This window comes from Pantoea sp. BL1, assembly GCF_000963985.1.
Classification (GTDB): domain Bacteria; phylum Pseudomonadota; class Gammaproteobacteria; order Enterobacterales; family Enterobacteriaceae; genus Pantoea; species Pantoea rwandensis_B.
Window position 1 is genome coordinate 15262 of record NZ_JZRH01000020.1, and the last position, 16709, is coordinate 31970.

Annotated in this window: 11 protein-coding genes; 1 reads left to right on the forward strand and 10 read right to left on the reverse strand. The window is 57.6% G+C overall.

The window, feature by feature from the left end:
* Position 1: 1 nt before the first annotated feature.
* From VH86_RS11370 to VH86_RS11415, 10 genes are all read right to left on the reverse strand, one after another.
* On the reverse strand, positions 2–406 hold the full coding sequence (locus VH86_RS11370; protein ID WP_045832926.1) for a flagellar protein FlhE: 405 nt from the start codon (positions 404–406) through the stop codon (positions 2–4).
* A 2-nt stretch (positions 407–408) separates the two neighbouring features.
* On the reverse strand, positions 409–2496 hold the full coding sequence (gene flhA / locus VH86_RS11375) for a flagellar biosynthesis protein FlhA (RefSeq protein ID WP_045816039.1): 2088 nt from the start codon (positions 2494–2496) through the stop codon (positions 409–411).
* The gene (gene flhB, locus VH86_RS11380) at positions 2489–3640 is read right to left on the reverse strand and encodes a flagellar biosynthesis protein FlhB (protein WP_034828621.1); all 1152 of its coding nucleotides are present in this window, start codon (positions 3638–3640) and stop codon (positions 2489–2491) included. The genes flhA and flhB overlap by 8 nt, the downstream gene beginning before the upstream one ends.
* A gap of 87 nt (positions 3641–3727) precedes the next feature.
* Entirely contained in the window at positions 3728–4549 is an 822-nt protein-coding gene (gene cobA / locus VH86_RS11385; protein ID WP_045832927.1) for a uroporphyrinogen-III C-methyltransferase, read from the reverse strand.
* Positions 4550–4560: 11 nt separating this feature from the next.
* Positions 4561–7164: a nitrate reductase gene (locus VH86_RS11390; protein ID WP_045832928.1), complete on the reverse strand. Its 2604-nt coding sequence runs from the start codon at positions 7162–7164 to the stop codon at positions 4561–4563.
* The gene (nirB, locus tag VH86_RS11395) at positions 7161–11228 is read right to left on the reverse strand and encodes a nitrite reductase large subunit NirB (protein WP_082082851.1); all 4068 of its coding nucleotides are present in this window, start codon (positions 11226–11228) and stop codon (positions 7161–7163) included. The genes VH86_RS11390 and nirB overlap by 4 nt, the downstream gene beginning before the upstream one ends.
* Positions 11229–11238: 10 nt before the next feature.
* Positions 11239–12027 (reverse strand): ABC transporter ATP-binding protein, encoded by a 789-nt coding sequence (locus VH86_RS11400; RefSeq protein WP_045832929.1) that lies wholly within the window; start codon positions 12025–12027, stop codon positions 11239–11241.
* Between the two features lie 10 nt (positions 12028–12037).
* On the reverse strand, positions 12038–12913 hold the full coding sequence (gene ntrB, locus VH86_RS11405) for a nitrate ABC transporter permease (RefSeq protein ID WP_045832930.1): 876 nt from the start codon (positions 12911–12913) through the stop codon (positions 12038–12040).
* Positions 12914–12924: 11 nt separating this feature from the next.
* The gene (locus VH86_RS11410) at positions 12925–14181 is read right to left on the reverse strand and encodes a CmpA/NrtA family ABC transporter substrate-binding protein (protein WP_369800325.1); all 1257 of its coding nucleotides are present in this window, start codon (positions 14179–14181) and stop codon (positions 12925–12927) included.
* Positions 14182–14445: 264 nt separating this feature from the next.
* Entirely contained in the window at positions 14446–15666 is a 1221-nt protein-coding gene (locus VH86_RS11415; RefSeq protein WP_045832932.1) for a nitrate regulatory protein, read from the reverse strand.
* 480 nt (positions 15667–16146) lie between these two features.
* On the opposite strand from VH86_RS11415, the gene VH86_RS11420 reads away from it, so the two are divergent.
* Positions 16147–16638: an SH3 domain-containing protein gene (locus tag VH86_RS11420; RefSeq protein ID WP_197080211.1), complete on the forward strand. Its 492-nt coding sequence runs from the start codon at positions 16147–16149 to the stop codon at positions 16636–16638.
* Positions 16639–16709 lie beyond the last annotated feature (71 nt).

Here is a 16709-nt window from a genome sequence, read left to right on the forward strand (position 1 = left end):
GCTATTGGTAATTCACCGTCACTTCACTGCTCACCACTCGTAATCCCGGCGGTAACGCCCCCTTCCCCTGAAAACCGAACGCCAGATGCAACGTCTCGTCAGCCGGAATATTCGCCAGGCTACGCGTTGAACCACTGCCGCCCTCAATCTCTACGCAACGCTGAGTCGCACACAAACGCACAATCAGCCCCGAGGGGGCTGGACGGCTCAACTGGTAACGCCAGTTCACCACCGTGATGGTGCCCACAGCGGGCGAAGGTGCTTTCAAAGCCGGCGTCGTGTGCCAGTTGCCGCGCGCGCCGAGGCTCGGGCCACTGGCACTGTCATTCCAGGATCCTGCTGCATCCACATAGAGCGGCAACGCCATCATCGGTAACATCATTAATGCCCAGCACCAACGACGCATAGTTATTTACCTCCGATGGTGGCAGTCATACGGATCTGGCGATTGTCGGTCAGTTCCATATTTGACAGCACCACCAACTGTGGCAGATTGCGGCGCAGGAATCGCGCCAGTAAGGCACGCAGCGGGTGGTTCACCAGCAGCACCGGCGGTGCTCCCGTCATCTCTTGCTGTTGCAATGCGCCCTGCGTCTGCACTAACAGACGATCGGCCAGACCGGGCTCCAGCCCGCCGCCGCCCTGCAAGGCTTGCAGCAGCAGGCGTTCTAAGGTGGCATCCAGTCCAATCACCTGCACTTCACCGTTACCCGGGAACCACTGCTGAGTAATCGCACGGCCCAGCGCCACACGCACCACGCTGGTCAGCTCTTGCGGATCGGTCTGGACCGGCGCATGTTCCGCCAGGGTTTCGATGATGGTGCGCATATCGCGGATCGAAACGCGCTCAATCAACAGGTTCTGCAGCACTTTGTGCAGGGTGGTCAGGGTGATGACGCCCGGCACCAGATCTTCCGTCAGCTTCGGCATCTCCTGGGTCACACGATCCAGCAGCTGCTGCGCTTCCTGACGGCCAAACAGCTCGCTGGCGTATTGACCAATCAGGTGGTTCAGATGCGTTGCCACCACGGTACTGGCTTCTACCACGGTAAAGCCCTGAATCTGCGCCTGCTCTTTCAACGCACTATCAATCCAGATTGCCGCTAAACCGAAGGCAGGATCGACTGTCGGTTCACCCGGCAAAGAGCCGGCTGCGGTACCAGGGTTGATCGCCATCCAGCGGCCCGGATAGGCATCACCGCTGCCAATTTCCACGCCTTTCATCAGGATGCGGTAACGCGCAGGCGGCAACTCCATGTTGTCACGGATGTGCACCACCGGCGGCAGGAAGCCCACCTCCTGTGCGACTTTTTTACGGATACTGCGGATGCGGCCCAGCAGCTCACCGTTTTGCAGATGATCAACCATGGGAATCAGGCGGTAACCCACTTCGAGACCCAGCGAATCTTCCAGCTGTACGTCTTTCCAGGAAGCTTCCACCGTGGCGGGGGTCTCCTGCGTTTTGACCAGACTAGTGGGTTCCGAGGAAGTCTTCGGTTTCATCTCCCGACCGCGCAACCACCAGGCCAGACCGAGCAACGCGGCGGTAAACAGCAGGAAGACAAAGTTGGGCATACCCGGCACCAGGCCGAGCAGACCGATAACACCACCACTCAGCATCAACACGCGCGGATTGCTGAACAGCTGGGAGACCATCTGATCGCCCACATCCTGATCGGTGCTGACGCGCGTCACGATAACACCCGCAGCGGTAGAGATGACCAGCGCCGGGATCTGTGCCACCAAGCCGTCACCGATGGTCAGCAGTGTATAGGTTTCACCTGCGTGCCCCAGATCCATGCCGTGCTGCACCACGCCCACCAGCAGACCGCCGATGACGTTAATCACCATAATCAAAATACCGGCGATGGCGTCACCACGTACGAACTTACTCGCACCGTCCATTGAGCCGTAGAAATCGGCTTCCTGGGTCACTTCGCTACGACGACGTTTGGCTTCCTCTTCGCCGATTAATCCGGCGTTAAGGTCAGCATCGATCGCCATCTGCTTACCGGGCATCCCATCCAACACAAAACGCGCGCCCACTTCGGCGATACGTCCGGCACCTTTGGTGATAACCATAAAGTTGATGATAACGAGGATGATGAACACCACGATACCGATGGCAAAGTTACCGCCCACGAGGAAGTGGCCGAAAGCTTCAACCACGCGTCCGGCAGCATCGGCCCCTGTATGACCCTCGAGCAGGATAATACGCGTTGAGGCGACGTTCAGCGCCAGGCGCAGCAACGTAGAGAACAGCAAAATGGTCGGGAATGCAGCGAATTCCAGCGTACGCTGGGTAAACATTGCCACCAACAACACCATGATCGATAAGGCAATGTTGAAGGTGAACAGCAGGTCGAGAATGAAGGCAGGTAACGGCAGCACCATCATCGACAGGATCAACATGATCAGTATCGGTCCAGCCAGCACCTTCCACTGCGTGTCTTTAAAGTTGCCCGGTAAACGCAGCTTTTCGGCCAGATTAGCCATCGTTTCTGTTCTCTCCTGCAAAGTCCATGTCTGCCGGAACCGGCAGCTGTTTTGGTTTGGTTGGGATCAGGCCACCTTCACGTTTCCAGCGACGCAGTTGCCATACCCAGGCCAGCACTTCCGCCACGGCACCGTAAAGCGCGCCGGGGATGAACTGACCAATTTCCGTGTGTCGATACAGCGCACGCGCCAGCGGCGGTGCTTCTAAAATCGGAATGCGATGTTCTTTTGCCAGCTCACGAATTTTTAGCGCAATATCTCCGGCCCCTTTCGCAATCACCTTTGGCGCGCTCATCTTGCCTTCCTGATACTGCAACGCCACCGAGTAGTGCGTTGGGTTGGTGACGATAACGTCGGCTTTCGGTACATCTGCCATCATGCGACGACGGGCCGCCGCACGCATCGCCTGACGAATGCGCCCTTTGACGTGCGGGTCACCTTCGTTTTGTTTGTGTTCGTCGCGGATTTCCTGGCGGGACATTTTCAGCTTTTTGAAATGGCTGTAGAGCTGCCAGAACACGTCGAAACCGACCATGGGTACCAGGCCCAGCATGATCAACGCACAGCTAATAGCAATCATGGTTAAACCGTGATGAAGCGCGTTGATGGGTGATTCACTGATTAACCGCAGCATCTCCTGCCAGTGTGACCAGATGTACCAGCCACCCACCAGCCCCACCAAAACCGCCTTCAAAATGGCTTTTAGCAGTTCTGCCCATGTCTGGGAGGAAACCATGCGTTTAAGACCACTCAACGGGTTCAGCTTGTTGAAATCCAGCTTGATCGATTTACCGCTGATATTTATCCCACCCAGCAGCATCGGTGCAGCAATCGCCACGATCACCAGACCTGCCATCAACGGCAGCAGCGCCATCACTGCCTGGCCGATCAGGTTGCTGATGTGGGCGATGATCATTTTGTCATCGGTCACCATGGCATGATCGAAACGAAAGCCCGTAGCCAACATGCTGGCCAGCTGTTCAGCCATCAGTTCGCCGCCGAGCCACAGGATCAGCAAGCCCGCCAGCAGCATCAGTACCGATGTCAGCTCGCGCGATCGCGGAATCTGCCCCTCTTCTCGCGCCTTCTCTAGTCGGTGCGCCGTGGGCGATTCTGTTTTGTCCTCGTCGCTCTCTTCAGCCACGACATACCTCAGCTGGCAGGAATTCTGAGCATAGGATGCCAAAACCCGCCAAGGCTAAAGCGTGGATTAAGGGGGGAAAATACGAGTTTATTTAGCCATAAGTGAAATTGCGCTGAGATCAGCAGTATGGGGCTGGCGATAAAAACGCACCACCTCTCCCACCAGCAACAATGCGGGGGATTGCGCCTGTTCACGCGCAATAGTGGCGCTCAGGTCCGACAGCGTCGTCACCATCACGCGCTGGTCAGGCCGTGTACCATTTTCAATGATCGCCACTGGCGTAGTGGCAGCGCGTCCATGGGCTTGTAACTGGGCGCTGATGCTCTCGCTCCACTTCAGCCCCATATAGAACACCAGCGTCTGATTGGGGGCAGCCAGGCTGGCGTCGCCAAGTTGCGGCTCGCCGCTTTTGCCATGTCCGGTAATTAACCGCAAAGACTGCGCACAGTCCCGATGCGTCAATGGGATGCCACTTGCCGCCGCACAACCTGCCGCTGCGGTGATACCGGGCACAACATGGCAGGCAATGCCCGCCTGCTGCAGAAACAGCATCTCTTCCCCGCCGCGGCCGAAAATAAAGGGATCGCCGCCCTTCAAACGCACCACCAATCGACCACTGGCCGCCAGATCCGCCAGCAGCTGATTAATCTGCGCCTGCTTCAGGCCATGGCTGCCGGGCTTTTTACCGACATCAATCGCCAGCGTGCCGGACGGGACTTCAGCCATGATCGCGTCGCTCACCAGGCGGTCATACACCACCACGTCCGCGCTTTTGATCAAACGCAACGCTTTTACCGTCAGTAGTTCGACATCGCCCGGCCCGGCCCCCACCAGCCAGACACCCCCTGGCGTCGCCTCTCCATTCTGGGGGTTGAACAGTTTATCGAGACGCCCAATGGCCTGAGTCATGATGCTCTCCGCTACTGCGCCACGCGCAGGGTTGCCAGTAAGTTTTTTAGCTCCGGAATACAGGAGCCACAGTTGGTGCCGCACTTCAGCGCTGCACCGAGTGCCGCTGGAGAATCGCAGCCCTGCTCAATCGCCCGACGGATTGCCACTTCACCCACGCCGAAACAACTGCAAATCGTCCGCCCCTGGCTTTCACCCAATGCGGGACGTCCGCCCAATAGCACATGGCGCTGCTGTGGAGAAGAGGGTGTTTCCGTAAAAGCTCGCGCCACAAAGCCATGATCGATCTCTGGCAGCCAGGGAGCTGCATAAAACGCACACATTAAACGACCGTTGCGCCAGCCCAGCATGTGCAGCTGCTGTCCCGCCCGCGCCTGTTGCCACTGCAGTTCCTGCATCGCGGGGAGCTGCATTAACCAATCCGCTGCCTGCGCCTCGCCCGCCAGCACATAACGCTGTGCCCCCTGCTGCGGCGCACGCGACCAATACAGCACTGGCTGCGGCGTTATCACCTCAGGCAGGAACAGCCATCCCTGCCATGCCGGACGCAGCGGTTGCAAACGCACGGCGGTCTGCTTCAACGCAGGTTGCCCAGAGTCAGGACAGCAGTGAGCCGCCACTAAGCCGTCTACATTTGCCTGTACACTAAACTGACGTGTCCAGTGCATCGGGATAAACAGCTGACCACGCATTAACCCGCTATCGATCACGACGCGGCCGCTCCACCAGCCGAGCGCAGACTGTACGCGTGTCAGGTCGCCCTGGCTCAAGCCGTGCGCCGCAGCATCATGCGGATGCAGCGCGACAAAAGGCTCATCGTAATGCTGCATCAGGCGCGGCACGTTGCCGGTGCGCGTCATGGTGTGCCACTGATCACGAATGCGCCCGGTGTTCATCAATAAGGGATAATGCGCGCTGGTCAGCGTCTTGACCGGAATGGCGGGCGGCAGCAAACGTGCTTTGCCATCCGCGTGGAAGAAGCGACGATCGGCAAACAGTCGTGCGGTGCCCGTCGGCGCGCGGTCATTCAACGGCCACTGTACGGGTGCGAGCTGGTCATATTGTTCTCGCGTAATATGTGCCAGTGCGCTGATATCGAAGGCGCGGCGGCCATGGTTTTCGAAGCCAGACAGTGCGGCATGTTCCGCAAAAATTTCGCTGGGGTGCTGCCAGGCAAAGGCTTCGGTATATCCCAGACGCTGAGCGACTTGCGCCAGTAACCACCAGTCAGGTTTCGCTTCGCCGGCTGGGGCGATAAAACTGCGCTGACGTGAGATACGGCGTTCTGAATTGGTCACCGTGCCGTTCTTTTCGCCCCACCCTTGCGCAGGCAGCAATACGTCAGCTAAATCAGCGGTATCACTGCGCGCGCTCACTTCCGATACCACCACCAATTCGCACCGGGCCAATGCCTGAGCGACACGATTGCCTTCCGGCATCGACACCGCCGGATTGGTGCCCATGATCCACACCGCTTTGATTTCGCCACGATCAATCGCATTGAATAGATTAACCGCGGTTAAACCGGGCTGACGCGCCACATGAGGGCTGTTCCAGAAGCGACTGACGCGATCCACTTCCTTTGCGCTGAACCCCATGTGCGCCGCCAACTGATTCGCTAAGCCACCGACCTCACGCCCGCCCATGGCATTCGGCTGTCCGGTTAATGAAAAGGGACCCGCGCCTGCATAGCCGATTTTTCCACTCAGCAGATGTGCATTAATAATCGCATTGTTATTGTCACTGCCGGTTTGTGACTGGTTAATGCCCATACACCACAGCGTGAGTACGCGTGGTCGTGCAGCAAACCGCTGCCAGAAGCTGAGAATAGCGTGCTCACTGAGTTGACAGGCGACGGCCACCGTGGCCAGATCCCACGCTTTGCAGGCCTCCAGCGTGGTTTCGACGTTCGCCAGATGCGGCAGCATCGTTTCATCTACCGCCTCATTCTCGGTCAGCCAGTTAAGCAGCCCGCCGAAGAGCGCACTGTCCGATCCCGGCTGCAGGGCCAGATGCAGATCGGCGATATCACAGCTGGCGGTGCGGCGTGGATCAATCACCACCAGCTGCATTTCTGGTCGATCGGTTTTCGCCTGCACCAGGCGCTGCCACGCCACCGGATGCGCCCACGCCGCGTTTGAACCCACCAGCACCACCATATCCGCCTGCTCGATGTCTTCATAACAGCAGGGCACGGCATCGGCACCGAATGCGCGTTTGTAACCCACCACCGCCGATGCCATACATAACCGTGAGTTGGTATCGATATTGGCGGCGCCGATAAAGCCCTTCATCAGCTTGTTGGCGGTGTAGTAATCCTCAGTAAGCAGCTGGCCGGAACCGTAAAACGCCACGGCCTGCGGGCCATGCTTGTCGATAATATCGCGCAAGCCCTGTGCAACATGATCCAGCGCTTGATCCATGCTGACGCGTTCGCCATGGATCTGCGGCCAAAGCAAACGCCCCTCATGAGACAGCGTTTCACCCAACGCAGATCCTTTGACACACAGGCGACCAAAGTTCGCCGGATGCTGCAGATCACCGCTTACCGGCTGATCCGGCGCCTTAATCTCCACGCCACAGCCGACGCCACAGTATGGGCAGGTGGTTTTCATGATGCCGCCGCGAGCGCAAGAATGGGTTGATGGCCCAGCCACACTTTGCTGCCCTCCACGCGCACTGGCCAGCAGCGTAGTTGATGCTCGGCGTTATCTAAACTTTGCCCATCACGTAAACGTATGCGCTGCTTGTACAGCGGGGAGATCACCACCGGCTCACCCGCAACATCACCCAGAATGCCGCGAGACAGCACGCTGGCTTGCGTGCCCGGTTCGATATCTTCCAGGGCGTAAAAGGCTTCGCCAAAACGGAACAGCGCCACGCGTTGGCTTCCCAGTCGTGCGCCCATGCCCGCAGCTTCAGGAATGGCGGTCACATCGCAGATTTCACTCCAGGGTTCAGCAGGTACATTGGTGACCGGAATGATGTCCATGGCGGCAGGTTGCCGTTGTTCGCGCACACGCACATAGTTGAGGGTCTCATCCATTTGTTGACTGTTGATCGTGGTATGAAACAGTGCGCGACGGGAGGGATCCTGTAGCGTGCTCTGCCATTCGCACTGGTAGCGATCCACCACCCGTTGCATCTCCTGCTCCAGCATGTCGCCAATGCCGAGGGCATCCTCGATAATGACGCTGCGCAGGTAATCGAGCCCACCTTCCATGTTGTCCATCCACACGCTGGTGCGCTGTAAACGGTCGGCGGTGCGCACATAAAACATCAGAATGCGGTCGACATAACGTAGCAGTGTCGCATCGTCCAGGTCGCTGGCGAACAGATCGGCATGGCGCGGTTTCATGCCACCATTACCACAGACATAAAGGTTCCAGCCTTTGTCAGTGGCGATCACCCCAATGTCCTTGCTCTGTGCCTCTGCACACTCACGCGTGCAGCCCGACACCGCCATTTTAATTTTGTGCGGGGCACGCAGCCCTTTGTAGCGGTTCTCCAGCGTAATAGCGAACGCGGTGGAGTCCTGTACGCCATAACGGCACCAGGTCGACCCCACACAGGACTTCACGGTGCGCAATGATTTGCCATAGGCATGGCCGGTTTCAAAGCCCGCGGCAATGAGGGTTTCCCAAATGTCCGGCAACTGTTCGAGTCGTGCACCAAACAGATCGATGCGCTGTCCGCCGGTAATCTTGGTATAGAGATCGTAGCGTGCCGCCACTTCACCAATCGCAATCAGCCCCTTGGGTGTGATTTCCCCGGCAGGCACACGTGGCACCACCGAGTAAGTGCCATCTTTCTGGATGTTGGCAAAGTAGCGGTCATTGGTGTCCTGCAACGGTAAATGCTGCGGTTTAAGCAGATACTCGTTCCAGCACGAAGCCAGCAGCGAGCCCACCAGCGGCTTGCACACCTCACAGCCATGGCCACGACCATGTTGCTGAATCAGTTGATCAAAGGTGGTGATTTTGCCGACGCGAATCAGGTGATACAACTCCTGCCTAGAGTAGGCAAAGTGCTCGCAGATATCCTTTTTTACCACCACGCCCTGATTCGCCAGCTCCAGTTCCATGACCTGTTTCACCAGTGCGCTGCAGCCGCCACAGCCGGTAGCGGCTTTGGTGCAGCTTTTGATCGCGGCCATATCGCCGCAACCAGCCTGCACGGCGTCACAAATGTCGCCTTTGCTGACGTTATGGCAGGAGCAGATTTGTGCGGTTTCCGGTAACGCGGCCACGCCCAGCGCTTTAGAGGGCGCGCCTGCCAGCTGCGGCAGAATCAGGCTTTCTGGTTCACTCGGCAGTGGCATCTTGTTGAGCATCATCTGTAACAGGTTGCTGTAATCACCGCTGTCACCGACCAGTACCCCGCCGAGCAATGTTTTGCTGTCTTTGCACACCACCAGCTTTTTGTAGATGCCTTTGGGATTGTCGGTCCAGTGATAACTCTGGCTGTCTGCGGTACGGCCATGCGCATCACCGAACGATGCCACTTCTACACCAAGCAGTTTGAGTTTGGTGCTCATGTCCGCGCCGTTGAACGCCAGCTCCTCCTGCGCCAGCTGTGCTGCCAGCACCCGCGCCATCTGATACCCCGGCGCGACCAGCCCAAAAATCTGTCCCTGCCACAGCGCACACTCGCCAATCGCATAGACGCCTGCGACGCTGGTTTCACAGCCGTCATTAATGGCAATGCCGCCCCGTTCGCCGAGCTGAATACCCGCCGCCCGCGCCAGTGCATCACGGGGTCGGATGCCCGCGGAGAACACAATCAGATCGGTTTCTAACACACTGCCATCGGCAAAGCGCAGCTGCACGCTGCCGTCCGGCTGGCTTTCAATCGCTTCGGTCTGTTTGCTGGTGTGGATCTGCACGCCCAGTGCGCTAATTTTGCCGCGCAGCATCTGCGCGCCACCGTCATCCAGCTGCACCGCCATCAGACGTGGAGCGAACTCCACCACGTGGGTTTCCAGTCCCAGTTGCTTGAGCGCATTAGCCGCTTCCAGCCCGAGTAAACCACCGCCGATCACCACACCGCGCGTGGCCTGGTTGGCGCAGGCCGCGATGGCATCCAGATCGGCCAACGTGCGATAGACAAAACAGCGTGGGCTCTCTCGCCCCGGCACCGGTGGCACAAAGGGTACGGAACCCGTGGCCAGCACCAGTTTGTCCCACGCCAGTTCTGCTCCGCTGGCATCACGCAGACTGCGCTTGTCGGTATCAATCGCCAGCACTTCGCACCCCGTGCGCAGTTCTATTCCGTGTTGCACGAAGAAGTTCTCGCTGACCAGTGACAGATCGTCGGCGCTTTTTCCGGTGAAGTATTCCGTCAGGTGCACACGGTCATACGCCATTTGAGGTTCGTCGCCATACACCACGACATGGTAGTGGTGATGCAGTTCGCGACTCACCAGCTGCTCAAGAAAATGGTGGCTGACCATGCCGTGGCCCACCACGGCGAGAAGAGGTTTGCTCATCACATTGCTTCCTGCAGCACCAGGCTGCGTTAAGGGATTATCCAGACCGAACAGCGCGTGAATGCCTACGTGTTCCGCCTGTTGTAATTGGGTTAGCAGCATGCTGGCGCCCTGACTGTAACCAAACAGCAGCACGCCGCGCAGTGCGCCATCGCGTAAGAACAGACGGCGATAGTGGCCGTCGAAAGGATCAAAACTGATGATGGATTCACCTTCGCGGATGTCGCCTGCACTGAACATCTCAATGCCAGTGACTTTGAGCCGCGTACCGCTCTCCTGATGGTAAAAATCCGCCACTGGCTCGCCGGCCAGCTGTGCCGCCAGCACCTCAGCCTGAGCGAGGCAAGGCGCCACCAGACCAAAGGTTTCACCGTCGATTTCACAGCATTCGCCCAGTGCATAGACGTGAGCGACCGAGGTTTGCAGCTGACGGTTGACCAGAATCCCGCGCTGGCACGGTACGCCAGCCTGCTGTGCCAGTGCGATTTCAGGCACGACGCCAATCGCCATCACCACCTGCTGAGCAGGCAGTGACGTGCCATCGGTGAGCGTAACGTGATCGCGATGGATCGATTGCAGCGACACGCCAAGGCGGCAGTGGATCCCGCGTTGGGTGAGATGCTGGGTCAAGAGCGCACCTGCCTGTTGATCCAGTTGGCGATCTAACAGCCATGGACGGTGATGCAGCAGCGTGACGTCGCGACCGCGCAGACGCAGCGCCGCAGCCGCTTCCACGCCAATCAATCCGCCGCCCAGCACCACCACGGGTCCATCCTGCGCCAGCATGGTGTCGACATCGCGCAAGGTGCGAAATCCCAACACCTGCGGACGCTCAACACCCGGCAGATCCGGCATTCGGGGTTGTGAACCACAGGCGAACACCAGCTTGTCCCAGTGCAGCGTGCGTTGGTCGGTGAACACCGTCCGTGCAGTGAGATCCACCTGCAGCGCTTCTTCACCCATCAGCAGTTGCACGTCGTGTGCGACATACCATTCCGGCGTATGAATCAGCGTATCAGCGAAGTCTTTTTCCCCAGACAGCACCGGTGACAGCAGCACACGGTTGTAATTGCCCTGTGCTTCACGGCCAATCACCGTGATGGCATAGCAGCCTGGCGCCCGTTGCAACAAGGTTTCCACCATGCGCATCGCCGCCATCCCGTTACCAATCACCACCAGCTGCTGTACCATCGCCCGCTCCTTACGCCACTGCCGTCTGTTTTTCGTAGAGGAAATGCAGAACCTGCTGGCGTAGCTGGTGGTAGCGCGGCTCATCCGCCAGCACCACGCGGGAACGTGGACGCGGCAGATCAATCGTGAGGATCTCGCCAACCTGCGCCGCCGGGCCGTTGGTCATCATCAGCACGCGATTCGACAGCAACACCGCTTCATCCACGTCATGGGTGATCAGCACAATGGTGGTTTTCAGCTCCTGCTGGATGCGCATCACGCTGTCTTGCAGATGGGCGCGCGTTAAGGCGTCGAGAGCCCCAAAGGGTTCATCTAAAAGCAGCACGCGCGGTTTCATCGCCAGCGCACGTGCAATACCCACGCGCTGTTTCATGCCGCCGGAGATTTCCGAGGGGCGCTTGTGCATGGCATGGCCCATCTGCACACGATTGAGGTTGTGTTCGATCCACTCACTCATCTCGCCCTTGCTCATTTGCCCTTTAAACACCTGCTGCACCGCCAGCTCGACGTTTTGATACGCGGTGAGCCATGGCAGCAGCGAATGGTTCTGGAACACCACCGCACGCTCGGGGCCGGGGCCGCTGATTTCACGGTTTTCACACAGCAGCACACCGCTGCTGGGTTGGGTTAAGCCGGCAATCAGGTTGAGCAAGGTGGATTTACCGCAGCCGGAGTGACCAATCAGGCTCAATGTTTCGCCCGCGTGGATATCAAAACTCACGTTATCGAGAGCCAGAAATTCACCGCTGGCGGTATTAAAACGCTGACTCACCTGTTGTACGCGAATAATCGGATTCATCATCGGCTCCCTATTTATCCCAGCTAAAACGACGTGCCAGCAGCATCAGTGCCTGCTCCAGCAACAGCCCGATCACGCCAATCACCACGATTGCGATCAGGATGTTTTCCACATTGAGGTTGTTCCACTCGTTCCAGATCCAGAAACCAATGCCGAGCCCACCGGTCAGCATCTCGGCAGCGACGATCACCAGCCATGCGATACCCATCGACAGACGCATGCCGGTGAGCACGGCGGGCAATACCGCCGGGAACAGGATGCGCCGCATCACCGTCCATTCGTTGAGTTGCAGCACGCGGGCGACGTTGAGGTAATCCTGCGGAATACGCTGCACGCCCTCGGCGGTGTTGATCACCATCGGCCAGATCGAGCAGATGAAAATGGTCCAGCTGGAAGCGGGTTCCGCACGCTGGAACAGCAGCAGACCAATCGGCAGCCATGCCAGTGGGCTGACCGGACGCAGCAGCGCGATGATTGGATTAAACATGCGCGCCACAAAGGTGAAGCGGCCAATCAGGAAACCGGCGGGGATGCCCACCAGCGCCGCCAGCCCAAATCCCACCGCCACGCGTTGCAGCGAGGCCACCACGTTCCAACCAATACCCTGATCGTTGGGGCCGTTGTTATAGAAGGGATCGGCGAACAACGTCACGGCCGCCTGCCAGGTGGCAAAAGGCGTTGGGAAGCCTTTGCTCGACATCGATGCCAGTTGCCAGACAAACAGCAGCAGAATGACGCCGCAACTCGCCGGGATCAGTCGCTGTAGCAGCGGTCGCAGCCAGCGCTGACGTGCGCGCGGTTTCTTTGGCACGTTAAGCGCAATCACCTGCGCCGGTTGAGCGACGACGGGCGTCGCGGCGTTCAGCGTACGAGCTTCAGATTTCATGCTGACCTCACTTAACTACGTTTGATGGTGAAACTGTCGGCATAGGCGGCAGGGTTGCTGCCATCCCACACTTTGCCGTCGATAAGCGTGCTGCTGCGCATTTCGCTGGCGGGAACAGAAATACTGCCGACTGCCGTGGCAGCCTGCTTATAGATATCGATACGGTTGATTTGACGGGCAACAGCAGCGTAGTCCGGTGCGGTTTTCACCAGGCCCCAGCGCTTCATTTGCGTCAGGAACCACATGCCGTCGGACAGCCACGGGTAGCTCACTTCGCCATCGTGGAAGAAACGCATGGCATGGGCATCCTGCCATTGCTGGCCCAGTCCGTTTTCGTACTGGCCGAGCATGCGCCCTTCTAAGGTTTCAACTTTGGTGTTGATCCATGCCCGCCCGGCTAACACAGCAGCGGTCTCTTGACGGTTTTCATCAGAAGCATCGATCCAGCGCGCGGCTTCCAGTACCGCTGCCGTCATCGCACGCGCGGTATTGGGGTTTTCTTTGACCCATTGCGCACGGGTGGCGAGAATTTTTTCCGGATGATCGGGCCAGATTTGCTGTGTAGTGGTGGCGGTAAAACCGATGTTGTCGCTGATGGCACGCTGATTCCATGGCTCGCCCACACAGAATCCGCTCATGTTGCCCATTTTCATGTTCATCACCATCTGCGGCGGTGGCACCACGACGGTGCGCACATCTTCAAACGGATCGATGCCGGCATTTGCCAGCCAGTAATAGAGCCACATCGCGTGGGTGCTGGTGGGGAAAGTGTGCGCAAAGGTGTAAGTGCCTTTGGCCTGGCTGGCGATCAGCTTTTGCAAGCTGGCAGCATCTGTGACCTTCTGCTCTTTCAATTGATTAGCGAGCGTGATGGCCTGACCGTTGTTATTCAGCGTCATCAGGTTGGCCATGTCGTGTTGTGGCCCTGCCACACCCAACTGTAAGCCGTAGATCATGCCGTACAGCGCGTGCGCGGCATCCAGTTCACCGGCCGTGAGTTTGTCACGCACCGCCGCCCAGCTGGCTTCTTTACTCGGTTGTAGCGTCAGCCCGTATTTTTTGTCGAAACCTTTTACCGACGCCATCACCACCGGAGCACAGTCAGTGAGTGGAATAAAGCCGACGCGCACGCTGCTCTTTTCGGGCGCATCTGAACCGGCGGCCCACACCGCATTACGTAAGCCTGGCAGTAAATAACTGCTCCACACCACCGCGCTACCCAGCAGGAACTGACGACGTGAGACTGCAAACCGCGTTTTACTCATCATGCGCTTCCTGAAAAAAAGAAATAAAAAAAGGCGTCCTCCCGCATGTCGTTAAAACATGGGGCCGGACGCCTTTATCCAAAGCACTCACTTCACCGCCGTTGGCGAAACAAATGCGCAATGTCTATGAAATATTGCAAAGCCTGTGCCAGAAAATTTTTCACTGAAAAATCAATATTACCGCGGGTATGACGCAGGAAGCTGACGACGCTTTGCACTGCCCTGACGCACAATACGCACAAGGTTTGTGCAGCTACCTCCTTTGGGTTATGGCTTCAGCGTCGCCGCCACGGCGAGGATCGCCTGCGCAATATCCAGCATGCGTTTGTTCTGATTCATGGCGCTTTTACGCAGCGCTTGCCAGGCATCTTGCTCGCTAAAACCGTGCTGCTGCATCAGCCATCCTTTGGCCTGATCGATGATTTTGCGTTCATCCAGAGAAGCACGCATGGTGGCAAGTTCATCCGCCTGCGCCTGTAAACGTTGCGCCTGCTCACGGATCAGCGACAACACCGAGCGGCCGAGTTGAGGGGCAAGGCCGTTACTGTCCAGCGTTGCTTCCTGTTCACCCAGCCAGCTGGCGCCTGCGACATACAAGGAGAAGCTCGCGTCCTGATTGGTCGCCAGGTGTTGCGGTTCAGCTTGTTCGCTGGTGGTAATGGCACGCTGGCAACACGCCATTAATGTGCTGCATAACCCATCCTCGATCTGTTTCATTTGATCGAGACGTTGGCTCAGCAGCGTGAACCATTGCAACACACCATTTTCACCGCACTGCGCGCCGGTGCAGGCAATGCGACGCAGACGCTCAATCTGGCTGTCCGCATCCGCCATCAACAGCCATTGCTGCTGATTTTGCGCATCCGCGAACTGACTAAAGGTTGCGAAGCTTTGCTCCTGAGCGGCGATCAACATTTGAATCCGCTGACGCTGTTCCGGGGTAAACTGCCCGGCAGCAAAACCGGCAGACCCCGTGGCGCGCTCCTGACCCGCCAGCTCCTTACCCTGCATAAAGCTAAAGAGCGCAATCAGTGCACGGGAAATTGCGGGCTCACTGGCGGTATCCGTAGCCTCGAAGACCAGATTCAGTAAGGTACGAATAATGTGATTAAAGCCCTCCATCGCCTCTGCATGGCTGTATTGCCCCTCCCGAATATGCTGACGTAGTGATGGCAGACTCTCTAACGACTGCAGTGCTGCCGCAATCAGCATACAGAAACGGCTGTAACCCGGCTGTGCCACCGCTTCCGGCAGGACTGTTAAGGCAATTTTTTGACGCTGCTCAACCTCACGCGCGCGCGCGTCCAGCTCATCTCCAAACAGCCGTCCGGCTGAACAGATCCAGATGTTGCTGGCACCGCGTTCACGTTGCAGCACGTGAATCAACTCACTGATGGCGAGAATCTGTTCGCCTGTGCGCATTAGCCGTCGCAAGCTTGCAATTTCGCTGGCGCGGCTGGCATGCAAATACTCTAGGGCCCGGCTCATCACGTTTTCTCGCGCAAAATAGACATAACGATTTTAAGCAAAAGCCGTGCCGGACTGGCTTTAGCACTGGCGGAAATGCGCGCGGAAATTCCGAAAGTAAGAAAATTGTTTACCTGCGCAATCTTTTTTCAACCTTAAGGAAAGATTAAGATTACTTATCAATACCGAGACATCTTTCTGCGGCTCTTCGGCTTTATCGCCTGCGTCACACGCTTACACGACTAAATAAGTAAACTCAGCTTATCTATCACTACAGGCACAGTTTTTCTATCCCCCTGATATGCGCTATTTTCGCCCAATAGCACGGGTTTTCTCGCTATGCAATGGATTGAATTCTCAAAAGTCTTAGGTAGACTGAGCACAGCACTATCTTTCTGTAATCTGACTGTTTTTTGATGGCTTTCCCGCTGCATACTCTGCCCGCCTTAGATGCGTGTGCCACATATTAATCTGCAGCTAATCTGATGAAATTTGAGGTTCATGGTGAATAAGAGTCTGTTGCTCACTCTGCTGGCAGTATTGACGTTGGCGGGTTGTAAAGCGCCACCACCGCCGATGACTGATGACACCCTGGTCACCAGTGAGGTCAATGGTGTCAAGCTGGTCCACCGTCATGCGGTGGCAGCGCCAGGCGAATTCACGCCGGTTAATGAGAGTTTCCGCGCACTCTATGCGGCGTCGGTGATGACCACGCCTGATTATGGCGGCAAGGTTGTTCGTTATCTCGATAACGCGAAACCGTTTGAAGTACTAGGACGTGTCGACCACAGTTGGTTAGCCGTTGCCGATGAACCCAATGGACAGCTGATTGGTTACATCCCGCCGAAAGCCGGGGTTGAAAGTAGCCGTTATGACGCCACCGTGCGTAGCGACCGTCCACGTCCCCGCCGTACTAAACAGGTCTGCGTGGCCGTTGGCGGTGCCAGCAAGGCTTGCCGCACCAACGATACCGCGACCTGGATCCTAGACTGATAATGCAATATGGCGCAGATTGTTCACAGCAAGGTCGCACTCTGTGGACGCTCCCTGGCGCCATTGCCAGG